A 24,164-nucleotide genomic window follows, 5' to 3' on the forward strand; every position below is an offset into this window, starting at 1 on the left:
ATGCCTTCGCAAGCGGCGAGATGGATTGCTTCGCTCCGCTCGCAATGTCGGCGTCGTCCCGGGCTTACGCGCCGCGACGAAGCCGGGACCCGGGACGACGGCGAGTATGTGGCGCCGCTCATTCCGAAATCACTTATCGCCAGGCGCGTTCAAAAATGCGCTTTCGACCACATCGCCGATCGGTTGCCAGACATTGCCGTCGAACTGCACCAGACGCATCTGCTTGATCGGGCGGAAATCGGTCGGGCCGGTGTTGATCGCGATGCCCGGCAGCGCGACCGGGTTGAGATAGTTCTTCAACGACGTAGCCTGGCGCATGATGTTCTCGCGCGACACATCATCGCCGCACTGCTTCAGCACCTGGACAAGGGTCTCCGCCACCGCGTAGCCGAAGATGGCGTAGCTGTCCTCCTTGTCGCCGTCGGGATAGTACTTGTCCATGAAGGCCGACCACGCCTTGATCGGCGGGTCCTCCTTCCATGCCGCATCGTCGGCGTCCTTCAGGAAGGATGTCGAGATCACGCCGAGCGCATTCTGCAATCCCGCCGGCCGCAGCGCGCTGGCGATCGAGGCCGAGCCATTGTCGAGGATGAAGACCGGATGCCAATCCAGGTCGGCCGCAATGCGAATGGCGCGGGCGGCGATCGCCGGCGCTCCGTTGAACACCAGTATGTCGGCGCCGGAATCCTTCAATATCTTGATCTGCACCTGGATCGAGGTATCGGACGCATCAAAGGCGAGATCGGCGACGATCATGCCGGCGGTATCGCCGAGACCTTCCTGCAATCCCCTGAACAGATCGCGGCCGAACTGATCGTTTTGCCAGAGCACGGCGATCTTGCGGTCGGGATAGGACGCCTGGATGTAATTCGCATAGATCTGGCCCTCCGCGCGGAAGGTCGGCTGCCAGCCCATGCTCCACGGATATGTCTGCGGATTTGCCCATTCCTCGTCGCCCGAAGCGACGAACAATTGCGGGATCTTCTTGTCGTTGAGATAGGTCCGGGTCGCGAGATTGCTCGGCGTGCCGAATGAGCCGAACATCAAGAGCACGTTCTCCCTCTCGACCAGTTCGCGCGTCTGCTGAAGCGCGGTGCGCGGATTGGAGCTGTCGTCGACGGAGATGAACTTGATCTTGCGTCCGTTGATGCCGCCGCGCTCGTTGACCATGTCGAAATAGGCGGCTTCTGCCCTGCCGATGGTCGCAAAGGCCGCCAGCGGTCCGGTGTAGGGCATGACGTTGCCGATGCGGATCTCATTGTCCGCGGCGCCTCCTTCGGACGCCTGCTGTGCGCTGGACGGCGCCCACGTGAGAAGCAGTGCGGCGACGAGGGACAGCGACAATCTTGCTTTTCTTTGTTGCATCGGCATCGCCTCAAACCTGCTCGAACGGCAGCCTGCTTCGTTCCCCCCCACAACAATAGCGCGTAAATATGGGCAGAGAAATGAAATGGTGCGTTGCAGCGACCTAGCGATCATCGACGGTCAGCGCCGAAAGGAACTCCCATCAGCGCCAACAAAGCGGAGAACATCGTCTATTTTATCGCCACCGCCCGGGACGTATAGATCAAAAACACCACCGTGCCGGCCAGCAGGGCTGCAGCCATGAAGATCATCACCGCCGGCAATCCATAGAGCGCCGCCACCGCGCCAGTTATGGACTGCATCAGTGCCGCGCCGAGGAAGAAGGAGAGATTGATCGCCGAAAGCGCCTTGCCTGCGCTCTGGGCGTCGACGAGCTGTCTGGTCATGCCGTAGAGCAGCGGCTGCGCCGAGACGGCAAGACCGATCAGGACGAACAGGACGAGATCATATTGCGGCGGCATGACGGCGACGCCAAACAGACTAGATATCGGGTAGCCCGGAGCTCCCAGGGCCATCAGGAGAAGCAGCAGCGCCGATACGAGATGGGATGCCGCAACGACGGTGCGCCGGTGGCCGAGCCTGCGATCGATCATGCCGATGCAGACCGGCCCAGCGATCAGCGCCAGCGTGAACATGCCGAGCTGGTTGCCGGCTTCGATGCGGGTGAGCCCCTTGACCTCCATCAGCCACGGGCCGCCCCACAATCCCCTGAGCACGAGCGACGCGGCCAGCGAGACCAGCGACAAGGCGACCAGGCCCCGGAGCTGATGGGACAGGCCGAGGCGCAAGACTTCCATCATCTGCGAAAGCGGCGACGAATCGTCCTTGTGTTCAGCCGGCTGTCTCGGCACCAGCGCGAACACCGCAAGCAGCACCGCGACACCACCGACCGCCGATATCCAGAACCCCGCGCGCCAGCCAAAACGCTCGACCACGAAGGCCAGTGGGCTCGACGACAGCAGCATGCCGATGTTGCCGATCGACAGGATCGCGCCCGACCACAGGCCAAACTTGAGCGGGGAAAGCTGTTTCGCAGCCAGCGTCATCGGGCACATCAGCATGCCTGATGTCGCGATCCCCAGCATGAGCTGGCCAACGAGGAAGCTCTCCGGTCCGGTCGCAAACGCCGATGCCACTGCCCCGAAGATGGTTCCGATGAGCAGGCCCAGGGAGACCGGGCGAACGCCGAAGCGGTCCATCGCGGCGCCGACGGGAACCTGCGATGCGGCAAAGGCGAAATGGTAGATCGAGGTCAGGCTCGCGAGCGTCTGCGGCGGCGTCGCGAAATCGGCGGCCATCAAGTCGAGGCTGATGGCCGGGATCGTCCGCAGCAGAGTCGATAGCATATGGCCGCAAGCCAGGGCCAACAGAGCATAAATCAGCGTGCGGGTACTGGACCCCGCATCTTCTTTGGTAACGCCGCCCACGAATCGTCTCGTCTTCCGAGGAATTTCGGGACGGCGTATCACCAATAGACAGAGAACGCCAATCTGTGCCTAGGTATTGGGCAGTTTAGTGCTTATGGAACACCAGCGTCCGCACCTCGATGCTCTCGCGAGGCTCTGCATCAGCCGGCGTCGTCGGATCGATGAAGGCCGTATGCGGCGCGAAGCGCGTGCGGCCGTCGGTTGCCGAATCGTAGCACTTGAGCAACAGCGCTTCGTCGGGGGTCATTTCCGGGAAATAGAACCAGCGGTGGTTCGCATTGTATTTCACGGAATAGGTCTCGCCCTGACGGTTCGGATAGATCAAGTCGGAGGCGATGAGATCGCCCTGCTCCACCGACTGGCCGTCGCACATCGCCAGCGGCGCATCGCGCAGCGGCCCGCGGATCGGCCTCCACAGGTTGATCACCTGGGCGCGACCTTTGAGAAGTTCGTTGGCCTCCTCAGGCAGATGTTCGAAGACGCGGTTGCGGCCAGACAGATCGGTCTGGTCGACATGGACCCGAGTCGCCGGCTGGCGCGGCGTCCCGTCACGCACATCAGGTGCACCCTCGACGCGCTTGCGCACGGTATGGTCGAAGATGACGACGCGATCCGCCTTCAATGTCGCCTTCAGGAAGGCTTCGACGGCGGGATAGTAGACGCGCCTGATTTCGTTATCGTCGTAATAGTTCCTCACCACGGTCGGATGCTTGACCAGGGCGAAGCCTTCGCGGTCGAGCGAAAACTGGCCCGCGATCAGACGTCCGTCGAAGATCGGAACATTGTGGGGTTCGGGGAGCGCCGTCGATTTGGGCTCGCCAGACGGCGGATCAAAGGCGTAGGTACGTGGTTTGCCCGCTGTCGGGGCGAGATAATTGAGCTCGGCAGTGACGAAGGGAAGCGACTCGATCTTGATTTCATGCAGGCCCATGGTGGTCTCCCGGACTCCCTATTGTTCGTTCTGCTTCATTTTGGCCGGGTGAACCGCCCCGGCAAGGGAGGCCAAGAAATAGCAACGTTGACATTCTTGCGAGGATGAAACGTGGAAAATCCTTTCGGCGCTCTCGACTCGCCAAGCGGATTATTTCCGCCGATCACGCATTCGGGAGCGTGACGCCGGCCTTACAGACCCGTGCCCTTGCCGATCGCCGTCGCGAACGAGCGGTCGACGATCTCGGCGGCATTGAGCTGCTGCTTGATCAGACCCCAGCGGTGATAGAGATCGATGGTCTTCTGCTCATCGCTCACGACGGTGTCATCGATCGGCGTGATCTGGATCTTGGCCCGCGCCAGCCAGTTCAGCGGCACCGAAGTCGGGATGTTCATCAGCTTGCCCCAGGTCTCGGCATAGCCGGCGACATTGTTCTGCGACCATGCCCGCGCCGCGGCGAGGCGACGGACGAAATCCTGCAACTGCTCGTGCTTGTCCTTGATCGCGCTCGGCGTTGCGACCTGAAAGCCGAGGCCGGGCGTGATGCCTTCGGCGGCGATTACGCGGCGCGACTTGAACAGCACCTCTTCCTGGCTGACATAGGGCTCCCAGGTCGACCAGGCCTCGACCGACCCTTGCGTATAGGCGACCTTGGCGTCCGACGGCGCGAGGAAGACGATCTGGACGTCGCTTGCCTGCCAGCCCTTGGATTCGAGCGCGGCCAGGATCAATTGGTGACCGATCGAGCCGCGGCCGGTCGCAATCTTCTTGCCGCGCAGGTCATCGAAACTCTTGATTGTGGATTTCTCGGGCACCAGGATCGCCAGCCCTTCGCGCGACTGGCGGACGGCGGCAATCGCCTTCAGCGGCACGCCCGCCGCAGCAGCAAAGGTGAAGGGCGCATCGCCGACGAGGCCGGTGTCGATCGCGCCGGCGCTGAGCGCTTCCAACAGCGGTGCGGCCGCCGCGAACTCCTTCCACTCGATCTTGTAGGGCACGTCCTTGAGCACGCCGGCGGCTTCCATCACCGCCTGCGAATTGCCTTTCTGGTCGCCGACGCGCAACGTGGTTTGCGCGGACGCGATGCTCGTGCCGCTGAGCGCGAGCAAAACAGCGAGAGCAAACCGGATCATTCGGCGGCAATCCCACGCGTCGCATTGCGCTGGGCGATCAGCTTGCGCGCCAGCGGGATCAATTCACGGCCATAGTCGATCGCATCGATCAGCGGATCGAAGCCGCGGATCAGGAAGTGACTGACGCCGAGGTCGTAATAATCGGCGAACACCTCCGCCACCTGCTCGGGCGTGCCGACCAGCGCCGTGGTGTTGCTGTTGGCGCCGGTCAGCTTGGCAATCTCGGTCCAAAGCCGCTTGTCGATACGCGCGCCTTGATCGGCAAGCGCAAGCAGCCGCTTCGCGCCCGCGGTGGCATGACCATCAGCTGGCTTGCGGTAGCCGGTCTGGTCCTGCAATTCGGTGGCGCGCTCGAGGATCGACTGCGCCTTGGCCCACGCCTTCTCCTCGGTGTCGGCGAGGATCGGCCGCACCGAAAGGCTGAAGCGCGGCGCCGGCCGGCCGTGCTTGGCGGCAGCAGCGCGCACGCGCGCGGTGACGTCGCGCACCTGCGCATAAGATTCTCCCCACAGCGCGAAGGTGTCGGCGTGCTTGCCCGCGACCTCCACCGCGGCATCCGAGCCGCCGCCGACGAAGGTGTAGATGCCGCCCTTCTGATGCGGCTTAACTTGCGAAAAGCCCCGCTCGACCTGGTAGTACTTGCCGCGATAGTCGAACGGCTTCTCGCTGGTCCATTCCAGGCGGACGATGTCGAGGAATTCGCTGGTGCGCGCATAGCGCTCGTCCTTGTCGTCGAGCGTATTGCCGTCCTGGCGCAGTTCGGTGGCATTGCCGCCAGTGATGACGTGCAGCGAGACGCGGTCAGGGTAGAACTGGTCGAGCGTGGCGAGCTGACGCGCCAAGAGCGTCGGCGCGGTGAAGCCCGGCCGCTGCGCGATCATCACTTTCAACGTCCTGGTGATGCCGAGCACGTGCTGGGCGACCTGCAGCGCATCCGGCGTCGTCGAATGAAACGCGAGCAGCGCGCGGTCGAAACCGGCAAGCTCATGCGCCTTGGCGACCGTCTCGATATAAGGCGGATTGAGCACGGGACCGGAGCGCACGATGGTCTCGGACGCATTGTTGTTGGTGATGAAGCCGATGAACTCGACTGACATGGGGAAGCTCCGATCTTGTTGGCTGTTGTTCAGATGCCCAGCGCCAGGCGTCCGGCGGCGATGCGGGTGGAGTCATCCTGCGGGGTGTGGACGCGGCCGCACAGCACATCGCGAAAATGCCGCTCCAGCGGATTGTGTCGCGACAGGCCGTGATTGCTGGTCAGTGACAGCGCGTCCTCCACCACGGCGACGGCATTGTTGGTCACCGTCAGCTTGACGATATTGGACTCGGTCGCGCTGAGCGGCAAGCCGGCATCGAACTCGGCGGCAAAACTGTCGATCAGGCGTGCATTGACCGCAAGCCGCGCCTCGATGCCGCCGAGGATTTCCTGAGCTCGTGGCAATGTCGCGAGCGGTCCGCCGAGATTGGCCGGAACACGTTCGCGCAGGAACCTGATCAGCCAGTCGCGCGCGGCGCGGGCGACACCGCTATAGATGGCGGCCACGAAGATGGCGTGGATGGTCGCCTGGGTGACATCAGGCGCGGTCCACTCCTCCGGCTTCCGCACGTCGACCTCGTAATCGAGCGGGAACACGACGTCCTCGAAGATCACGTCGTGACTGCCGCTGGCGCGCAGGCCGAGATGGTTCCAGGTCTCCTCGATCCTCGTTCCGGGCAATCCCGCGGGCACCAGGAATTGGCCGACGCGGGTTTCCGGCTCGTCGGTCTTGGCCCATACCAGATACCATTTCAGGATCGGCGCGCCGGTCGAATAGATCTTGCGGCCACTCAGCCGCCACCCGGTCTCGGTGCGGCGCGCAATCGTCGCCGGGAGGCCGCCGCGCGCCGGCGATCCCAGTTCGGGCTCGACACGCAGCGCATTGATCAGCGCCACGCCTTCGACGGTCTCCTTGGCGAGCTTGCGCGACAGGCGCGCGGGCCAGCGCGGGCTGCGCGCCATCACCATATGGTTGATGTAGTGCATCGACAGCACCAGCGCGGTCGACGGATCGGCCTTGCCGATAATGCCAAGGATGCGCGCCGTGTCGCGGGCGCCCGCCCCTACCCCGCCGAGCGCAGCCGGGACGGTCAGCGCGAGCAGACCGGCTTTCGCGAGGTCGTCGAAATTCTCGAACGGAAAGCTGGCGTCGCGGTCGTGCGCAGCTGCCCGCCCGGCAATGACCTCGGCGAGCTGTGAGGCGCGCGCGACATGGTCCGGCGCTCCCGACGGAGTCAGCTCTTTCGCCGCAGATGTCACCATGTTGCGTCCAGTCCGAGCAGGCCGAGAATCTGCCGGCGCAGATCGGCGAGATAGGGGTCGCCGCGATGGCGCGGATACGGCCGATCGACTTTGACGTCGGCCTTGACGCGCGCCGGGCGGTCGCTAAGCACGATGACGCGGTTGGCGAGGAACAGCGCTTCCTCCGCATCATGCGTGACGAGCAGCGTGGTGAAGCCCTTGCGCTGCCAGAGCGAGACGATCTCCGCCTGCATGGTGATCCGCGTCAACGAATCCAGCTTGCCGAGCGGCTCGTCGAGGATGAGCACCTTCGGATCGTTGACGAGCGCACGCGCCAGCGCGACGCGCTGCGCCATGCCGCCGGAAAGCTGGTGCGGATAGGCTTTCCTGAACGCGGAGAGGCCGACGAGATCGATCGCCGTGTCGACACGCTGGCGCTGGCTTTTCAGGATGCCCTGCGCCTCCAGGCCAAGCGCGACATTGTCCCAGACCGAGCGCCAGGGAAACAGCGTCGGGTCCTGGAACACGACGACGCGCGACGGGTGCGGTCCGTTGATGCGGATATCGTCCTCACGCAGCACGCCGCTGCGCGGCTTCTCAAGTCCGGCCACCAGCCGCAGCAGCGTGGACTTGCCGCAGCCGGACGGGCCGAGCAGCGCGACGAACTCGCCGGGCTTGATCGCCAAGCTGACGTCCTCGAGCACGGGCAGCACGGCGCCATCGATATCGAAAGCGTGGCTGACATGCTCGATATCGAGCTCGGCACCGACGGCAGGATAAGTGATCGCTTCGGCCAAAGCGGCGGCTACCATTTGACGACACCTTTCTGCCAGACCAGCAGACGGTCGCGCGTCTTGAACAGCACCGTGATCGCGCCGGAGCAGAGCAGCGACATCACGATCAGCGCGGCATACATGTTGGCATAGGCGGCCCAGCCCTGCGCCCACTGCAAATACCAGCCAAGCCCGGCCTTGACGCCGATCATCTCGGCCACGACCAAGACAGCGAACGAGGAGCCGAGCCCCATGAACAGGCCGACGAAGACATGCGGCAGCGCCGCGGGGATCGCCACCTTCAGCACCAGGAAGGACGGCTTGGCGCCAAGCGTCCGTGCGACGTCGTAGTAGGCGTTCGGCACGCTCGCAACGCCGGACCAGGTCAGGACAGTCACCGGGAAGCCGGTGGCAAGCGCGATCAGGAAGGTGCTCGCGCTCCAGCTCGAGGGAAAGGTGAAGAAGGCGAACGGCAGCCAGGCGGTCGCCGGCAACGGTCCGATGAAGCGCAGCACCGGATGCACCCAGTAGCCCACCTTCTGTGACCAGCCGATCGATACGCCGGTCAAAAACCCGATGGCCGCGCCGATGATATAGCCACCGAGCTGCAGCTTCACGGATGCGATGACGCTGTTGAACAGCTTTGGCAGATCATCGGTATAGACTTCCACGATCGCCTGCGGCGGCGGGAAGAACGGCAGCGGCAGCCAGCCGAACTTTGCGGTCGCAATCTCCCAGAGCGTCAGAAATGACCCGAGCGCCACCAGCCACGGCGCGCGCCGGCGCAGCGCCACGCCGGCGCCACCGAGAAAATCGGCGCCGAGTGTCCCAAGCAGTGCAAGCGCTGCGATCAAGAACGCGCCGATCGCAACCCCATTCGTTCGCGACCAGTCGCCAAGATCTTCCCAGTAGAGGCAGGAAGCGCCGAACGCCAGCCACGCGGCGCCAGTGGCTAGGCCGGCGCCATAGCCGCCACTGCGCAGCTTCTCAAGCCAGCCCGGGCTGACGCCGGCCGCGGCCTGTCCCGCGGCGGCCGATGCGTCAGACACTGAATACGTCGACATAAATCCGTTCCGCGAATTTCGCCGTGTCAGTGCTTTGCTTGAACACCGAGACGGTCTTCAGATCGTCGGCGTACCCTTTCAGCTCGCGCTTCAGGACTTCGCCAACAGGGTGATGGTGATGGGTGTGATAGCGCGCCATCGCTTCGAGATCGGCGAGCGTCGCAGTCTTCGGCGCATAGGGCTGGAACGACTTCGCGGCCTTGTCCGGATTCTGCGAGGTGAACATGGCGGCATCGAGCAGCGCCTGGGTGATGGCGCGCGCGACATGCGGCTCATTACGCACGAGAGAGCCGCGGAGGCCGACGATGCAGCAGGTCTTGTCGCGATATTCACCGTCAAGATTAGACGCGACTTCCTTGTACTGGCTGTCCTTGAGCCAGAGATAAGCGAGCGGATCGGAGGCGAGGAACGCCTGCACCTCGCCCTTCTCGACCGCGACGTTGAGAAGGTTGCCGGGATAAGCGCGCCAGTCGACGTCCTTGTTCGGATCAAAGCCCTGCTTGGCAAGCTGGATCGAAAAGAAGTTCTTGTCGGGACCGGCGAGATCGCCGACAGCGACGATCTTGCCCTTGAGGTCGGCGAGCTTGTCGACGCCGGAGCCTACGCGCGTCAGCACGCGCATGCAGCCGCCATGGGTGCCGGCGGCGATCTTGACGTCAAAGCCTTGCTCCAGCGGCTTGAGCCAGCGCAGCGCCATGCCGAGCCCGGCATCGCTCTTGCCGGTGGCAATCGCCTCCAGCAACTGGTCGGTCGAGCCGCTGTAGTTGATGAGTTCGATGTCGAGGTTCTGCTTCTGGAAGAAGCCGTAGTCGATCGCGACCGGCAGCGGCGCAAGACACACCGCGCCTGCGTTCCATGACAGCTTCAATTTGCGCGGCGCACCGGTCAGCGGCGGCGCGTCGGATGCCGTCTTGCAGATCGGGAATTCGGAGAAGTTGATCGTCGGCACCACGCCGCGCGCGGAAAACGCCTGTGCGCCAAACGCTCCGATCGGCGCAGCAAAAGCCGCAGCCGCGCCGGCCCGGAGCAGCGTCCGCCGATCCATCGCCACTCTATTCTTCTTTTCTCCAATCGACATGCTCACCCCTATGTCCGTCATGGCTCCGCCGTCCGCGCGAACGGCCCAGCCCGCGCACATCTCATCCAGAGCTATTGTTGTAAGAAGGCGGATTTCTCCGGCGCTATTGGCACCCAATGCAACCGCCAAATGATGCGGTGCGATCGTGTCATCGTCAATGAAATGGAATTTCGAATGTGGCGCGCGCGAAAGGGATTATCTCCACGATCCCAGCGGCAGACGATGAAACGATTTCGTCGTGACGCGATCGTCGGCAGCGCACGTACTGACGCAAATCGCGCGGGAATTTAGCCCTCTTGTAACGGTGCGCGTGGCGCCTTCTCCGCAGAGGAACCCAACGAGACGTTCTTTGTCGCCAGCCGCGCCAATACAGATTTCCGTTTCGTTGACTGCGCGGGGTTCGCTCATAGACTCGATGGAACGCTCATGTGCTCTCTACGCAATGGGCGAATGAAATCACAAAAGAGATGGACATGCGCAGGCTCACTCGCTTTAACTCCGTTACGCGCAAGCTGGCGACTGCATTCGTCGCTACCGCAATCACCCTTTCTTCAGTTCTCGCAGCGCTGGCCGACGACGCAATCGTGTTGCGCATCGGCGACCAGAAGGGCGGCAACCGTTCGCTGCTCGACATCTCAGGTTTCGGAACGAATCTGCCCTACAAGATCGAGTGGTCGGAATTTCCTGCGGCCGCGCCGATACTCGAAGCCTTGAACGCGGGCGCGCTCGACGTCGGCTATACCGGTGACCTCTCTTTCCTGTCGGTCTATGCATCGGGTGCGCCGATCAAGGCGATCGGCGGCACGCGGTCCGACGCCAGGACGCAAGCCATCCTGGTGCGCGAGGATTCGCCGATCAAGACCGCGGCTGATCTCAGGGGCAAGCGTCTCGCCGGCACGCGAGGCGGCTGGGGGCAATTCCTGATCGACGCGACGCTGGAGAAATCCGGCTACAAGCTCGAGGACGCGACCTTCGCGCCGCTCGGTCCGGTCGACGCCAAGATCGCGCTGCTTGCGGGATCGATCGACGCCTGGGCGGTGTGGGAGCCCTATATTTCGTTTGCGACGCTGAAGGACAAAGCACGCGTGGTTGCCGACGGCCAAGGCCTGACGCCGACGATCACCTTCATTGTCGCCTCCGATAACGCTATCGCCACCAAGCGCGTCGCGGTCCAGGACCTGCTGCAGCGGCTGAACAAGGCACGGCTGTGGTCGCTCGATCATCTCGCCGACTATGCGAAGAACACGGCCGAGCTGACCAAACTTCCGGAGGACGTGCTGCTGAGCGCCTATACCGCGCAGAAGACCAGCCCGATCGCGATCGACGAGAACGTGGTCAAGGAAGTGCAGGAAGCCTCCGACCGCGCCACACGCTACGGCATCCTGTCGAAGACGCTCGACGTCGGCAAAGCCGTCGATCGCAGCTTCACCGCGGGCGCCAGTCTGAATTGATTGTCTCTTGAAAGGGCGGTTGGTGCCGCCGCGATGGACGCTGCGCCCCCTCTCCCGCTTGCGGGAGAACATCGGGCTGAGGGTGTCTCCACGATGGGACCATCCGTGAGGAGAGAACTCTCACCCGGCGCTAAGCGCCGACCTCTCCCGCAAGCGGGAGAGGTGTTGTAAAGCGAGGAGACGTCGGATGCCCGGTCCTCTTCATCTCGCGCTCATCGTCGCCGGCCACCTGGCCTGCATGGCCTTGCTCGTGGGGCTTTCGTTTTGATGGCTTGTTCCCACGAGCGCTGATTGCCGCACCCCGCGTTGCGGAGGGATAGAGGGTCAGGCCTCACGCGAACGCCGGGCGCGCTTCATAGCAAAAAGGCCCCCGCTTCCGGAGGCCTTTTGCCTTAGACCGCGTCCTTGGCGGCCTTGACCGGGCGAGCCCGGACGACCTTGCGGGCCGGCTTGGCCTTGAACACCGTCTCTTCGCCGGTGAAGGGGTTGATGCCCTTGCGCGCCTTGGTCGCGGGCTTCTTGATCACCACGAACTTCGCGAAGCCGGGGACGAGGAACACGCCGTTCTTCTTCAGCTCCTTATGACCGACGTCCGTGAGGGTATCCATCACGTTCTTGACGTCGCGCTTGGAGAGTTCGGTGGTGGTCGCGATCTTCTCGATCAGTTGCGACTTCGACAGTTGGGTAGCCATGGTTGCTCCATTGATTCTGGAAACGGCACGTTATGGCGGAAACCGGCTAAAAAAACAGGGTTTTCAGCATTCTTCACAGCTATATCGCCGCTGATACACCGGAATCCTGCATTTTTCCCGGGTTTTTTCGCTGGTCGAGGCCCTCCATTGCCTCCGACAGCATCTCTATACGCCTACGAACGGGCCATCCGGCACCCTGCCGACCCCTATTTTTCCGCTGCAGATTCGCACTCAGTGATTCGCGGTCCCTGCCGAAGCTCGCCTCACTGAGCCGCAGCCGATAACGCCGGTCTGGTGTGGGGCCAGGACGATGATCGTTCAGATTGCGCGGCAATTGAGAAAATGACCTGGGGTTCCCCTCCCCGCACAACATCGGCTAAAGACGGCCTGCGGCCCCACGCCGCGCGCTGCCCGACGCCACTTTCTGGAGACCTTGTATGGATTTCACCCGCCTCGAGATCAACCGCCGCACCGCGCTTCTGACGTCGGCCGCCATCGCCGCCAACGTCATCAACCCGATGCGGGCATTTGCGCAGGAGACGCCGCGCAAGGGCGGCGTGTTCAACGTCCATTACGGCGCCGAGCAGCGCCAGCTCAATCCGAGCCTGCAGGCCTCGACCGGCGTCTACATCATCGGTGGCAAGATCCAGGAGAACCTGGTCGACCTCGACGCCGACGGCAAGCCGGTCGGCGTGCTCGCCGAGAGTTGGGAAGCCACCCCCGACGGCAAGACCGTCACCTTCAAATTGCGCAAGGGCATCACCTGGCACGACGGCAAGCCGTTCACCTCCGATGACGTCGCGTTCACCGCGATGAACATGTGGAAGAAGATCCTGAACTATGGCTCGACGCTGCAACTGTTCCTGACCGCAGTCGACACGCCCGATCCGCAGACCGCGATCTTCCGCTACGAGCGGCCGATGCCGCTCAACCTGCTGCTGCGCGCCCTGCCCGACCTCGGCTACGTCTCCGCCAAGCACCTCTACGAGAATGGCGACATCCGCCAGAACCCGACCAACCTGGCGCCGGTTGGCACCGGCCCGTTCAAGTTCGTCAAATATGAACGCGGGCAATACATCATCGCCGACCGCAATCCCGACTACTGGCGGCCGAACGCGCCCTATCTCGACCGCATCGTCTGGAAGGTGATCACCGATCGCGCTGCCGCCGCGGCGCAGATGGAAGCCGGCGAACTGCACTACAGCCCGTTCTCCGGGCTCACGATCTCGGACATGGCGCGGCTTGGCAAGGACAAGCGCTTCATCGTCTCCACCAAGGGCAACGAGGGCAACGCGCGCACCAACACGATCGAGTTCAACTTCCGCCGCAAGGAACTTTCCGACATCCGCGTCCGCCGCGCGATCGCGCATGCGATCAACGTGCCGTTCTTCATCGAGAACTTCCTCGGTGACTTCGCCAAGCTCGGCACCGGCCCGATCCCCTCGACCTCGACCGACTTCTACCCGGGTGCGGACACGCCGCAATATCCTTACGACAAGGCCAAGGCGGTCGCGCTGCTCAATGAAGCCGGCTACAAGCCGGGCCCCGGCGGCACGCGCTTCTCGCTCCGGCTGTTGCCCGCACCGTGGGGTGAGGACATCTCGCTGTGGTCGACCTTCATCCAGCAATCGCTGCAGGAAATCGGCATCCCCGTGGAGATCGTGCGCAATGACGGCGGCGGGTTCCTGAAGCAGGTCTACGACGACCATGCCTTCGACCTTGCCACCGGCTGGCACCAGTACCGCAACGATCCCGCGGTATCGACCACGGTCTGGTATCGATCCGGCCAGCCCAAGGGCGCGCCCTGGACCAATCAATGGGACTGGGAAAACAAGACAGTCGACAAGACCATCGACGATGCGGCCACGGAGGTCGATCCGGTCAAGCGCAAGGCGCTCTATGCCGAGTTCGTCAAGGAAGTGAATACGGAACTGCCGGTCTGGATGCCGATCGAGCAGATCTTCGTCACAGTCATCACGGCAAAAGCCCGCAACCACTCCAACACGCCCCGCTGGGGCTCGTCGAGCTGGCACGATCTTTGGCTTTCCGCGTGATCCTCAATACGTCAAGATGAGACCATGCGCATCTTGAGCCTTGCGGGGCGGCGGCTCGCCGCCTCGATCCCGACCCTGTTCCTGATCCTGATTGGCGTCTTCCTGCTGCTGCAGATGGCACCGGGCGACACCGTCGACGCGCTGATGGCGCAAATGGGCGGCGGCGACGCCGCGACTGCGCGCGAATTGCGCCAGTTCTACGGGCTCGACCTGTCAATCCCGATGCAGCTCGCCAACTATCTCTGGCGCCTGGTCCGGCTCGATCTCGGTTTCTCCTCGATCTATGGCAAGCCGGTCGCCTCCGTGATCCTGGAGCGGCTGCCGCCGACCATCCTCCTGATGACGGCGTCGCTGTCCTTTGCGTTCTTCTTCGGCCTCGTGTTCGGCGTGATCGCCGCGCGCGGCGTCAACCGCTGGCCGGATACGCTGATCTCGACACTTGGATTGATCTTCTATGCAACGCCGTCGTTCTGGTTCGGCCTGATGGCGATCGTGGTGTTCTCGGTCTACCTGCAATGGCTGCCGTCGGGCGGTTTCGAGGATATCGGCACCATGCAGACCGGCCTCTGGCGGGTGCTCGACATTGCAAGGCATCTCGTGTTGCCGACCTTCACGCTCGGGCTGATCTTCCTCGCCATTTACCTCCGCATCATGCGCGCCTCGATGCTGGAGGTGCTCAATCTCGATTTCGTCCGCACCGCCCGCGCCAAAGGCCTGGACGAGACCCATGTCGTGACCCGGCATGTGCTGCGCAATGCCCTGCTGCCGATGGTGACGCTGATCGGACTGCAGGCCGGCACCATGCTCGGCGGCTCGGTCGTCGTCGAAAGCGTGTTCTCGCTGCCGGGCCTTGGGCGGCTGGCCTACGAGTCCGTGGTACAGCGCGACCTCAACACGCTGCTTGGCATCGTCTTCGTCTCGGCCCTGCTCGTGATCGTGGTCAACTTCGTGACCGACCTCCTCTATGCGCGGCTCGATCCGCGGATCTCGGCGGATAGCTGACATGGACGCGCTGAAACGCTATTTCCGCAGCCCCGCCGCGGTGATCGGCCTGATCCTGCTGCTCGTCGTGATCGCGATGGCGATCAGCGCCGGCTTCCTCTATCCACGCGATCCATTGTCGCTCGCAGGGCGGCCGCTGGTCTGGCCGTTCTCCAATCCACGTTTCCTGCTCGGCACCGACAATTCCGGGCGCGACATCGCCGCCCAGATCTTCTACGGCGCGCGGATTTCGCTTTTGATCGGCGGCGTCGCCACGGCGATCGCGATCCTGATCGGAATCCTGGTCGGCGCCTTTGCCGGCTATTATGGCGGCTGGGTCGACAATGTCCTGATGCGGATCACGGAGGCGTTCCAGACCCTGCCGAATTTCGTGCTGCTGCTGGTGCTGGTCGCGGTGTTCGGCTCGACGATCACCACTGTGACCATCGCGGTCGGCGTCGTGTCCTGGCCAGCGCCGGCGCGATTGACCCGCGCCGAGTTCCTCTCGTTGCGCAACCGCGAATTCGTCCAGGCCGGCAAGACACTGGGGATGCGGGACATCAAGATCATCCTCGGCGAGATCCTGCCCAACGCCCTGCCGCCTGTCATCGTCTATGCCAGCGTCGTGATGGCGGTCGCGATCCTCCTGGAGAGCGCGCTTGCTTTCCTCAGACTATCCGATCCCAATGTCGCCTCGTGGGGCAATCTGATCGGGCTCGGCCGCGACGTGCTGCGCGTGCAGTGGTACGTCTCGGCGATCCCCGGGATCGCCATTCTCGTCACCGTGCTCGCGGTATCGCTGGTCGGCCAGGGACTGAATGATGCGCTCAATCCGAGGCTGAAGAGCCGATGAGCGGGGCCATCCTTTCACTCGAAAACTTAAGCGTGCGCCTTCCGGAGGGCGCCGATCGGCCCCATGCGCTGTCGGACGTTTCGCTGTCGATCGCCTCGAACGAGATCCTCTGCGTGGTCGGCGAATCCGGCTCCGGCAAGTCGATGATGGCGAACGCCATCATGCGGCTGTTGCCGAACGAGGTTAAAATCGAGAGCGGCCGGATGCTGTTCGAGGGCCGCGATCTCTGCGTCGCTGATACGGCCGAGATGCGCGAGGTGCGCGGCGCCGGCATCGCCATGATCTTCCAGGAGCCGATGACCGCGCTCAACCCGCTGCGCACCATCGGCGACCAGATCGGCGAGATGTTCTCGATCCACACGGATTTGTCGAAAGCCGAAATCAACGCGCGCGTGCTGGCGCTGCTCGCCGACGTCCGCATTCCCGATCCCAAGCTGGCCGCGAAGGCCTATCCGCATGAGCTTTCCGGCGGCCAGCGCCAGCGCGCCATGATCGCGATGGCGCTGGCGCTCGACCCAAAGCTCCTGATCGCAGACGAGCCGACCACCGCACTCGACGTCACCACGCAGGCGCAGATATTGAAGCTGATCCGCGACCTGCAGCAGCGCAAGAAGACGGCGGTGCTGTTCATCACGCACGATTTCGGCGTGGTCGCCGCGATCGCAGATCGCGTCGTGGTGATGCAGCACGGCAGGATCGTCGAACAGGACACGGCTCACCAGGTGCTGAGCCATCCGGCGCATCCCTACACCAGGCAGCTCATTGCCGCCGTACCACCGCTGAAGGCACCGCCGCCACGGCCGCTGTCGAGCGAGAACATCCTGACCATTTCCAACGTCTCAAAGACCTATCGCACCGGCGGCTTCCTCGGACGTGGCGCGCGCGTCACGGCCGCGGTCAAGGATACCTCTCTCGATCTGCCCAAGGGCGCAACGCTTGGCATCGTCGGTGAATCCGGCTCGGGCAAGTCGACCCTAGCGCGCTGCATCGTGCGCCTGATCGATCCCGATACCGGATCGATCGTGCTCAATGGCAAGGACTGGGCAAAACTGTCGCGCGAACAAATTCGCCGCGAAACCCGGCATATCCAGATGGTGTTCCAGGACCCCTTTGCCTCGCTCAATCCGCGGCGCAAGGCCGCCGAGCTGGTCGCGCAAGGACCCATCGTCCATGGCACGCCGCGCGCCGCCGCGATTGCCGAAGCGAAGAAACTGTTCGAGCTGGTTGGGCTTGATCCGTCCGCCGGCGACCGCTACCCGCACGAATTCTCCGGCGGCCAGCGTCAGCGCATCGGGCTCGCCCGGGCACTGGCGCTGAAGCCAGACGTGCTGGTCGCGGACGAGCCGGTCTCGGCACTCGACGTTTCCGTGCAGGCGCAGGTATTGAAGCTCTTGGCCGATCTGCGCCAGCGGCTCGGCCTCTCCATCATCTTCATCACCCACGATCTGCGCGTCGCCGCGCAGATCTGCGACCTCGTCGCCGTCATGAAGGATGGCGCGGTCGTCGAGCAGGGATTGGTTGCCGACGTGTTCGGCCACCCAAAGCATCCCTACACAAAGGCGCTGCTGGATTCGATTCCAGGCGGCGAGTTCGCGCGCGAGCACGAGACGGTGAGCGTCTAGCGTTCGATTTGGCCGCAATCCGAACAGAGCGGCTGAAGGAATCCGCTCTTGTCCGTGACTGCCAAGGCGGCGGAAAGCCCGACTAGGCGGCGCGCCGTTCGATAGTCTGAGCCATGCGCTTCGCGCTATCGTCAGCCGCCTTGAGCGACATGTCGGCCATTCGTCGGCCGCATCCCACAGCGTTCTCCACGGTTTCTCGCATGAAATCACTTTGGACGGCGAGCACATCCTGAGGAGTACGGCAGCGCCACAATTCGTTCATGCGGTTCATACTGCACTCCATTTGGTGCCGGACGAACGCCAGATACTCTTGCGACATCCCGCTCATCCCTTTGGCAATTGCGGTGGTGGACTGAAGGACGCTGGCAGCGCTGTGAGCCGACCTTTCGGTTGCACGTTGTGCTTCCTCCGATAGTCCAAGTGCACCACCAAATTGATCGGTGGAGCGGCCCATGACCGCTGTCGTCATATCCAGGCCGAACCGCAGGGCGCTCTGTACCGCCTCGGCATTTTGGCGCAGCAGATCGGTGCTAGCCCGAGCCATCTCTTGACTGGCCTCAGCCGCGGTTTCTCCAATCCGTCTGGTCTGTTCAGCAGTTCTCTCGCTGACGCGCCGAACTGCATCCTCGGCGGCTTGAGTAGACTTATCCTCTGGACGTGGATTTGCCATCTGTTGCCTCCTCGTTATTGATTGTAGTTGGATATTGCAGTCGGGATTCCCGTGCGACTGGATCGCTGAACAGCGGGGCGAATCCTTCGCAACCAAACGCGGTGAGTTTACAACCGTTCCGGCATTTCTTGAGCTTTTGGGATGCTCTATAGGCGCCGGCTCCAAACTCGATTTCTGCGGCCTGGAACTCGGGCAGCCAGCTGCTCATCAAGCCGGGGCGTACATTGGATGATATCCGAGTTAGGTCAGGAATGCTCTCCTGACGGATATCGCGCTCGGCACAGCGTTCCCCTGCACTAGATCTCCCGCGCGTCGCGGCGGCGGTAGACCAATAGCATCAAGGGCGCGAGCTTTCGCAGCAGTCCATGCGCAGCAATCGGCCGCGCGTCGGTGAACGGCAGCGCCAAGTCTTTCATCGCTACGCCTTGCACCGCCTTTGCAAACTCGGCGCCAATCGCAATCGTCAGCGCCACCGCGCGGCCGTTGCAACCGGTCCAGCCATAGGCGTCGGGGCCGAGCTGGTGAAAGCGCGGCAGGAAATCGGTGGTCATGCCGACATAGCCGTTCCAGACATGGTCGAAGGAGACTTCGCCGATCTGTGGCCACAGGCGCTGCAACCGCTCGGCCACCCTCGCCTTCAATCGCGCGGCCTTGTCGCCCGGGCCGATCACGGCGCCGCCGGTGACGAGCCTGTTGCGCGCGTCGTAACGCGCGAAATAGAGCTCTCCATGAGTGTCCGACATCGCCTGCCGTCCAGGGATGATGGACTTGCGAACGTTGTCCGACAATGGCTGCGTCGCCATCTGCCAGGACAGCACCGGCATCACCTCGGTCGCGATCTCCGGCACCAGCGATTTCACGATCTCTCCGCTATAGGCGTTAGTGGCGACCACCAGGGCTCGGCCCGAGATCTCGCCCTTGGCCGTTTTCACAACCCAGCGGTCATTCCGCCGCTCGAAACTCTCCACCGGCGAGCGGACATAGACGCGGCCGCCGAGATCGACCACAACGCGTGTGAGCCCTCGCGCCAACGCCAGCGGATTGATGTGGCCGCCGCTTCTGTTCCAGAAGCCGCCGTACCACGCATCCGAGCCCAGCATGTCGCGGACCTGATCGCGTGACAGCAATTCGACCGGCGCGCCGAATTTCGACCATTGCCGCACCCGCCGCTCGGCGATCTTGATGCGGCCGGGCGAATGCACCGGCTGCACCCAGCCGGCCTGCTCCTGCTCGGCCTGGATATCGTATCGCCTGGCGACGTCGAACAGCGTCGAGGCGCTGTCGCGCAGCAAGCCGACAAAGCGCTCGCCAGCTGCGCGATGCTTGGCGACGATGTCCTCCGGATCGGGCCGCGACAAGGTCGGGATCACCTGGCCGTTGTTGCGCCCCGAGGCGCCCCAGCCCGGCTCCATCGCCTCGACGACAGCCACGTCCACGCCGGCCTCGCGCAAATGCAGCGCGGTCGACAGCCCCGTGAAACCGCCACCGATCACGACCACGTCGGCCTGCCGGGCGCCGGTCAATTCGGGCAGATCAGGCCCCGCGGGCGTCACTGCCGCCCATAGGAAATCGGGCCAGCGGACATCTGTTCTTTCCATCATCAATCTCTTCAGGATCGTTGCTCGGCGGCCAATGGGAACGTCGGCTTGCGGGCGCCGGATCGATCTGTTTAGTGTAGTACGCCATCTATCCATGCCGGGGAAACAACAGAGTGTCACTCAAGAACGTCATCGGAATCGATCACGCCGTGATCATGGTGAAGGATCTCGACCGGGCTGCCGACAACTGGAAGCATCTCGGCTTCAGCGTTTCGCCGCGCGGCACCCATAGCGCGCATATGGGATCCGGCAACTACACCATCATGCTCGACCCCGACTATATCGAGCTGCTCGGCGTGCTCACCCCGACCGAGCACAATGCGCCGGCGCGGGCATTCCTGGAGCAGCGCGGCGAAGGCATCGAGCGCATTGCATTCACCGCGGTCGATTCGGCTGCGGGCGCCGAGGAGATTCGCGCGCGTGGCTACGCGCCGATCGGCCCGACCGATTTCGAGCGGCCGGTGACGATGCCTGATGGCACGCTGTCGGCGGCCAAATTCCGCACCTTCCAATGGCCGACCGCGGAGGCGCCGGGCGGCGTGCGCATCTTCGCCTGTCAGCACAAGACCCGCGAGACGGTGTGGATCCCCGAATTGATGACGCATGCCAACGGCGCGAAACGCCTGAGGCAGGTGCTGATCGTGACATCAGAGCCGGCCAAGGACGCTGCGCATCTGTCCGAGATGATCGATGTCGCAACAAGGAACGAAGCCGATGGCGCCGTCACTGTTCCCTCGGGCTCGGACCGCGCGGACTTCGTGTTCGCGACAAAGGACCAACTCGGCAAACGCTATCCCGGCGTCTCGCTGGCCGCGCTGCCCGAACGCGGCGGCGCCGGCCTGGTGATCGCGGCCGATGTTAGTGCAGCGGAGAAGGCACTGGGCCCGATCGGCGTACACAGTGCGGGCGCGATCTGCGTACCGCCGGCCGCGGGCAACGGCACGTTGCTTGCTTTCGTCAAGGCATAATCGACCAACCACTCGCGCGACAATTGCAGTGTATTGTCGCGCACATTAGGACTAGGCAGAGCCCGCGCAGACGCTAGTATCTCTCCCAAACAAAAAACGAGCAGGGAGAGAAATATGACGGATCACCAGATCTCGCGCCGGCAGCTTTTGGCCGGCACGGCTGCGGCCGGCGCGCTCAGCCTCACCGGATTTCCGGCGCGCGCCGACATCGACTGGAAGAAATATAACGGCACCAAGCTCGAGGTGATCCTCGCCAAGGGGCCGCGCGGCGACAATCTGCAAAAATACATCAAGGAATTCACCGCGCTCACCGGCATCCAGGTCGAGTCCGAGCAGATCCCCGAGCAGCAGCAGCGCCAGAAATGCGTCATCGAGCTCGCCTCGGGCAAGCCCAGCTTCGACGTTGTGCATCTGAGCTATCATGTGCAGAAGCGGCAGTTCGAGAAGGCCGGCTGGCTCGCCGATCTCTCCGGCTACTTGAAGGACCCGAATTTCACGCCGCCCGACCTGGTCGAAAGCGACTTCTCCGCCGCCGGACAGCAATACGCCAAGAACGACAAGGGCCAGATGCTGTCGCTGCCGTGGTCGGTCGACTATTTCATCCTCTATTACAACAAGGAGTTGTTCCAGAAGAAAGGCGTCGAAGTGCCGAAGACGCTCGACGAGATGGTGGTGGCCGCCGAGAAGCTCACCGACCCCAAGGAAGGCACTTTTGGCTTTGTCGGACGCGGCCTGCGCAACGCCAACATGGCGATGTGGACCAACTTCTACCTCAACTATGGCGGCGAATTCCTCGACAGCAAAGGCAACATCCTGACCGAGGGCCCCGAGGCGATCGAAGCCACCAAGCTGTACCAACGGCTGCTCACCAAATCGGCGCCACCCGGCGTCGCCGGCTTCAACTGGATGGAGTCGATGGCCTCGTTCACGCAAGGCCGATCCGCGATGTGGATCGACGCCGACGGCTGGGCGCCGCCGCTGGAAGATCCGACCGCCTCGCGCGTCGTCGGCAAAGTCGGCTACACCCTCGTGCCCGCCGGCCCCAAGGGCGCGTTTTCCTCGACCTATGGCGACGGCATCGGCATCGCCGCGGCGAGCAAGAACAAGGAAGCCGCCTACCTCTTGTGCCAATGGGTCATCTCCAGGACGCAAGCCGCGCGACTGTTGCAGGCCGGCGGCGGCGTTCCGTTCCGCAATTCGATCGTGAACGATCCTGATGTCGCCAAGGGTGTGAAGACTCAGGAATGGCTGAAGTCGGTCGTCGACTCCGCCAAGATCAGCAAGCTCGGACTGCCCGTCATCATCCCCGTCGCCGAATTCCGCGACATCGTCGGCGCGGCGCTGACCGCGACGCTCTCCGGCGCCGATCCCGCGACGGAGTTGAAGAAGGCGCACGAGCAATTCCGGCCCATCCTGGAACGCAGCGAAAAAGCGTGAGCACGATAACCGAGACGAGTCCGGCCGCGGCGGAAACCTCCGCCGCGCCGGAGCAGGAATGGCATCGCCCCACCTACTGGCCTTTCGTGCTGCCGGCGCTCATCGTCGTGCTGGCCGTGATCGTGTTTCCCTGGCTGTTCACGATCTGGATGAGCTTCAACGAATGGAAGGTGGGCTCGCCCACGACCTTCGTCGGGTTCGCCAACTACCTGCGCTTGCCGAACGATCCGCGTTTCGTCGAGGCAGTCGGACACACCATCGTCTACACCGCGCTGTCGGTGATATTGCCGCTGATCTTCGGCACGCTCGCGGCCGTCGTGTTCCACCAGCGCTTTGCCGGGCGCGGCTTTTTGCGCGGCGTCTTCATCATGCCGATGATGGCGACGCCTGTGGCGATCGCGCTGGTCTGGACCATGATGTTCCACCCGCAGCTCGGCGTGCTCAACTATCTCTTGTCGCTGGTCGGCCTGCCGCCCCAGCTCTGGGTGTTCAATCCCGCGACCGTCATTCCATCGCTGGTGCTGGTCGAGACCTGGCAATGGACGCCGCTGGTGATGCTGATCGTGCTCGGCGGCCTCGCCGCGATCCCGACCGAGCCCTATGAGAGCGCGGAGATCGACGGCGCCGGCTTCTGGCAGATGTTCCGCTACATCACGCTGCCGCTGATCATGCCGTTCTTGTTCATCGCCGGCATGATCCGCATGATCGACGCGGTGAAGAGTTTCGACATCATCTTCGCGATCACGCAAGGCGGCCCCGGCTCGGCGTCGGAGACCATCAACCTCTATCTCTACAGCGTCGCCTTCGTCTATTACGACCTCGGCTACGGCTCGGCGATCGCGGTCGTGTTCTTCCTGCTGATCGTGCTGCTCGCCGCCGTGCTGCTCTACTTGCGCAAGCGGATGCTGTGGACCGAGATCGGAGGTGGCGCATGAGCCCGCGCCGACTCATGGGCCGGATCGGCCTCTGGTTCTCGGTGTTCGTCATCGTGTCGCCGGCGATCCTGTTCTTCCTCTGGATGATCTCGCTGTCGCTGAAGTACGAGATCGACAACGCCGCCTATCCGCCGGTGTTCATCCCCGAGCAGTTCGCCTGGAAGAACTATACCGACGTGCTCGCCTCCAACCGCTTCCTGACCTATTTCTTCAACAGCCTGATCGTGACCGGCGGCGCGACGCTGCTGGCGATGCTGGTCGGCGTGCCCGCCGGCTACGGCATCGCGCGGATGGCGGCGCATAAATCCGCGATCGTGATCCTGATCGCGCGCATCACGCCGGGGCTGTCGTACCTGATCCCGCTGTTTCTGCTGTTCCAATGGCTGGGACTGCTCGGCACGCTGGTGCCGCAGATCATCATCCATCTCGTGGTCACCGTGCCGATCGTGATCTGGATCATGATCGGCTATTTCGAGACAACGCCGCTGGAACTCGAGGAAGCCGCACGGATCGATGGCGCCACGCGCTGGCAGGTGTTCCGTCACGTCGCGCTGCCGATCGCGCGCCCCGGACTTGCCGTTGCCTTCATCCTTGCGGTGATCTTCTCCTGGAACAATTTCGTGTTCGGCATCGTGCTGGCGGGACGCGAGACGCGCACGTTACCGGTCGCCGTCTACAACATGATCTCGTTCGACCAGTTGAGCTGGGGCCCGCTCGCCGCCGCGGCGCTGCTCGTGACCTTCCCGGTGCTGCTGCTGACGGTGTTCGCGCAGCGGCAGATCGTCGCCGGCCTCACCGCAGGTGCGGTCAAGGGCGGGTAGCCTCTCTCCACGTCATTGCGAGCCACCGGGTCG

Annotated in this window: 21 protein-coding genes; 9 read left to right on the forward strand and 12 right to left on the reverse strand. The window is 63.5% G+C overall.

The features are described 5' to 3' along the window. Positions 1–129 precede the first annotated feature (129 nt). The 9 genes from YY7_RS0117295 to YY7_RS0117335 all read right to left on the reverse strand — a co-directional run bounded on the left by YY7_RS0117295 (position 130) and on the right by YY7_RS0117335 (position 10,049). Entirely contained in the window at positions 130–1,365 is a 1,236-nt protein-coding gene (locus tag YY7_RS0117295; RefSeq protein WP_028164348.1) for an ABC transporter substrate-binding protein, read from the reverse strand. A gap of 170 nt (positions 1,366–1,535) precedes the next feature. Next, on the reverse strand, positions 1,536–2,792 hold the full coding sequence (locus tag YY7_RS0117300) for an MFS transporter (RefSeq protein WP_028164349.1): 1,257 nt from the start codon (positions 2,790–2,792) through the stop codon (positions 1,536–1,538). 85 nt (positions 2,793–2,877) lie between these two features. Then, positions 2,878–3,723, reverse strand: a complete 846-nt coding sequence (locus YY7_RS0117305) for a CmcJ/NvfI family oxidoreductase (RefSeq protein ID WP_028164350.1) — start codon at positions 3,721–3,723, stop codon at positions 2,878–2,880. A gap of 191 nt (positions 3,724–3,914) precedes the next feature. Further along, positions 3,915–4,856, reverse strand: coding sequence for an ABC transporter substrate-binding protein (locus YY7_RS0117310; protein WP_028164351.1), 942 nt, complete (start codon positions 4,854–4,856; stop codon positions 3,915–3,917). Continuing rightward, positions 4,853–5,953: an LLM class flavin-dependent oxidoreductase gene (locus YY7_RS0117315; protein ID WP_028164352.1), complete on the reverse strand. Its 1,101-nt coding sequence runs from the start codon at positions 5,951–5,953 to the stop codon at positions 4,853–4,855. Before YY7_RS0117315 ends, YY7_RS0117310 begins: the two co-directional genes overlap by 4 nt. Before the next feature lie 29 nt (positions 5,954–5,982). Further along, on the reverse strand, positions 5,983–7,155 hold the full coding sequence (locus YY7_RS0117320) for an acyl-CoA dehydrogenase family protein (protein WP_028164353.1): 1,173 nt from the start codon (positions 7,153–7,155) through the stop codon (positions 5,983–5,985). Next, positions 7,149–7,946: an ABC transporter ATP-binding protein gene (locus YY7_RS0117325; RefSeq protein WP_028164354.1), complete on the reverse strand. Its 798-nt coding sequence runs from the start codon at positions 7,944–7,946 to the stop codon at positions 7,149–7,151. The genes YY7_RS0117320 and YY7_RS0117325 overlap by 7 nt, the downstream gene beginning before the upstream one ends. Continuing rightward, the gene (locus tag YY7_RS0117330; protein WP_028164355.1) at positions 7,940–8,971 is read right to left on the reverse strand and encodes an ABC transporter permease; all 1,032 of its coding nucleotides are present in this window, start codon (positions 8,969–8,971) and stop codon (positions 7,940–7,942) included. Before YY7_RS0117330 ends, YY7_RS0117325 begins: the two co-directional genes overlap by 7 nt. Then, positions 8,949–10,049, reverse strand: a complete 1,101-nt coding sequence (locus YY7_RS0117335; RefSeq protein ID WP_028164356.1) for an ABC transporter substrate-binding protein — start codon at positions 10,047–10,049, stop codon at positions 8,949–8,951. Before YY7_RS0117335 ends, YY7_RS0117330 begins: the two co-directional genes overlap by 23 nt. A gap of 473 nt (positions 10,050–10,522) precedes the next feature. Here YY7_RS0117335 and YY7_RS0117340 point away from each other — a divergent pair, with 473 nt between their 5' ends. Beyond that, positions 10,523–11,500: an ABC transporter substrate-binding protein gene (locus YY7_RS0117340; RefSeq protein ID WP_028164357.1), complete on the forward strand. Its 978-nt coding sequence runs from the start codon at positions 10,523–10,525 to the stop codon at positions 11,498–11,500. Positions 11,501–11,892: 392 nt separating this feature from the next. Here the strand turns inward: YY7_RS0117340 and YY7_RS0117345 are convergent, their stop codons facing one another. Next, a complete protein-coding gene (locus tag YY7_RS0117345) occupies positions 11,893–12,192 on the reverse strand; it encodes an HU family DNA-binding protein (RefSeq protein ID WP_028164358.1) in 300 nt (99 codons plus the stop codon). Between the two features lie 437 nt (positions 12,193–12,629). Between YY7_RS0117345 and YY7_RS0117350 the strand changes: the two genes are divergently transcribed. The 4 genes from YY7_RS0117350 to YY7_RS0117365 are packed head-to-tail and all read left to right on the forward strand — an operon-like array spanning position 12,630 to position 17,702. Then, positions 12,630–14,246 carry an ABC transporter substrate-binding protein gene (locus YY7_RS0117350; protein WP_028164359.1) on the forward strand — a complete coding sequence of 539 codons (1,617 nt, stop codon included), beginning with the start codon at positions 12,630–12,632 and terminating at the stop codon, positions 14,244–14,246. 24 nt (positions 14,247–14,270) lie between these two features. After that, positions 14,271–15,248, forward strand: a complete 978-nt coding sequence (locus YY7_RS0117355; protein ID WP_028164360.1) for an ABC transporter permease — start codon at positions 14,271–14,273, stop codon at positions 15,246–15,248. A gap of 1 nt (position 15,249) precedes the next feature. After that, the gene (locus YY7_RS0117360) at positions 15,250–16,080 is read left to right on the forward strand and encodes an ABC transporter permease (protein WP_028164361.1); all 831 of its coding nucleotides are present in this window, start codon (positions 15,250–15,252) and stop codon (positions 16,078–16,080) included. After that, the gene (locus tag YY7_RS0117365; protein ID WP_028164362.1) at positions 16,077–17,702 is read left to right on the forward strand and encodes an ABC transporter ATP-binding protein; all 1,626 of its coding nucleotides are present in this window, start codon (positions 16,077–16,079) and stop codon (positions 17,700–17,702) included. Before YY7_RS0117360 ends, YY7_RS0117365 begins: the two co-directional genes overlap by 4 nt. Positions 17,703–17,784: 82 nt before the next feature. Here the strand turns inward: YY7_RS0117365 and YY7_RS0117370 are convergent, their stop codons facing one another. Next, positions 17,785–18,372 (reverse strand): phasin family protein, encoded by a 588-nt coding sequence (locus tag YY7_RS0117370; RefSeq protein ID WP_028164363.1) that lies wholly within the window; start codon positions 18,370–18,372, stop codon positions 17,785–17,787. 296 nt (positions 18,373–18,668) lie between these two features. Beyond that, positions 18,669–19,970 carry an NAD(P)/FAD-dependent oxidoreductase gene (locus tag YY7_RS0117375; RefSeq protein ID WP_028164364.1) on the reverse strand — a complete coding sequence of 434 codons (1,302 nt, stop codon included), beginning with the start codon at positions 19,968–19,970 and terminating at the stop codon, positions 18,669–18,671. A gap of 113 nt (positions 19,971–20,083) precedes the next feature. Between YY7_RS0117375 and YY7_RS0117380 the strand changes: the two genes are divergently transcribed. From YY7_RS0117380 to YY7_RS0117395, 4 genes are all read left to right on the forward strand, one after another. Further along, positions 20,084–20,938: a VOC family protein gene (locus YY7_RS0117380; RefSeq protein WP_028164365.1), complete on the forward strand. Its 855-nt coding sequence runs from the start codon at positions 20,084–20,086 to the stop codon at positions 20,936–20,938. Positions 20,939–21,052: 114 nt separating this feature from the next. Next, positions 21,053–22,375, forward strand: a complete 1,323-nt coding sequence (locus tag YY7_RS0117385) for an ABC transporter substrate-binding protein (RefSeq protein WP_028164366.1) — start codon at positions 21,053–21,055, stop codon at positions 22,373–22,375. Further along, a complete protein-coding gene (locus YY7_RS0117390) occupies positions 22,372–23,310 on the forward strand; it encodes a carbohydrate ABC transporter permease (protein ID WP_028164367.1) in 939 nt (312 codons plus the stop codon). Before YY7_RS0117385 ends, YY7_RS0117390 begins: the two co-directional genes overlap by 4 nt. Beyond that, the gene (locus YY7_RS0117395) at positions 23,307–24,131 is read left to right on the forward strand and encodes a carbohydrate ABC transporter permease (protein ID WP_028164368.1); all 825 of its coding nucleotides are present in this window, start codon (positions 23,307–23,309) and stop codon (positions 24,129–24,131) included. The genes YY7_RS0117390 and YY7_RS0117395 overlap by 4 nt, the downstream gene beginning before the upstream one ends. Positions 24,132–24,164: the final 33 nt, after the last annotated feature.

The organism is Bradyrhizobium elkanii WSM2783, from assembly GCF_000472865.1.
GTDB classification, from domain to species: domain Bacteria; phylum Pseudomonadota; class Alphaproteobacteria; order Rhizobiales; family Xanthobacteraceae; genus Bradyrhizobium; species Bradyrhizobium elkanii_A.

Excerpts from the sequence above, each read along its gene's own strand:
- YY7_RS0117295 (WP_028164348.1), bottom strand. The coding sequence starts at position 1,365 with ATGCAACAAAGAAAAGCAAGATTGTCGCTGTCCCTCGTCGCCGCACTG.
- YY7_RS0117305 (WP_028164350.1), bottom strand. The coding sequence starts at position 3,723 with ATGGGCCTGCATGAAATCAAGATCGAGTCGCTTCCCTTCGTCACTGCC.
- YY7_RS0117310 (WP_028164351.1), bottom strand. The coding sequence starts at position 4,856 with ATGATCCGGTTTGCTCTCGCTGTTTTGCTCGCGCTCAGCGGCACGAGC.
- YY7_RS0117315 (WP_028164352.1), bottom strand. The coding sequence starts at position 5,953 with ATGTCAGTCGAGTTCATCGGCTTCATCACCAACAACAATGCGTCCGAG.
- YY7_RS0117320 (WP_028164353.1), bottom strand. The coding sequence starts at position 7,155 with ATGGTGACATCTGCGGCGAAAGAGCTGACTCCGTCGGGAGCGCCGGAC.
- YY7_RS0117325 (WP_028164354.1), bottom strand. The coding sequence starts at position 7,946 with ATGGTAGCCGCCGCTTTGGCCGAAGCGATCACTTATCCTGCCGTCGGT.
- YY7_RS0117330 (WP_028164355.1), bottom strand. The coding sequence starts at position 8,971 with ATGTCGACGTATTCAGTGTCTGACGCATCGGCCGCCGCGGGACAGGCC.
- YY7_RS0117335 (WP_028164356.1), bottom strand. The coding sequence starts at position 10,049 with ATGTCGATTGGAGAAAAGAAGAATAGAGTGGCGATGGATCGGCGGACG.
- YY7_RS0117340 (WP_028164357.1), top strand. The coding sequence starts at position 10,523 with ATGCGCAGGCTCACTCGCTTTAACTCCGTTACGCGCAAGCTGGCGACT.
- YY7_RS0117345 (WP_028164358.1), bottom strand. The coding sequence starts at position 12,192 with ATGGCTACCCAACTGTCGAAGTCGCAACTGATCGAGAAGATCGCGACC.
- YY7_RS0117350 (WP_028164359.1), top strand. The coding sequence starts at position 12,630 with ATGGATTTCACCCGCCTCGAGATCAACCGCCGCACCGCGCTTCTGACG.
- YY7_RS0117355 (WP_028164360.1), top strand. The coding sequence starts at position 14,271 with ATGCGCATCTTGAGCCTTGCGGGGCGGCGGCTCGCCGCCTCGATCCCG.
- YY7_RS0117360 (WP_028164361.1), top strand. The coding sequence starts at position 15,250 with ATGGACGCGCTGAAACGCTATTTCCGCAGCCCCGCCGCGGTGATCGGC.
- YY7_RS0117365 (WP_028164362.1), top strand. The coding sequence starts at position 16,077 with ATGAGCGGGGCCATCCTTTCACTCGAAAACTTAAGCGTGCGCCTTCCG.
- YY7_RS0117370 (WP_028164363.1), bottom strand. The coding sequence starts at position 18,372 with ATGGCAAATCCACGTCCAGAGGATAAGTCTACTCAAGCCGCCGAGGAT.
- YY7_RS0117375 (WP_028164364.1), bottom strand. The coding sequence starts at position 19,970 with ATGGAAAGAACAGATGTCCGCTGGCCCGATTTCCTATGGGCGGCAGTG.
- YY7_RS0117385 (WP_028164366.1), top strand. The coding sequence starts at position 21,053 with ATGACGGATCACCAGATCTCGCGCCGGCAGCTTTTGGCCGGCACGGCT.
- YY7_RS0117395 (WP_028164368.1), top strand. The coding sequence starts at position 23,307 with ATGAGCCCGCGCCGACTCATGGGCCGGATCGGCCTCTGGTTCTCGGTG.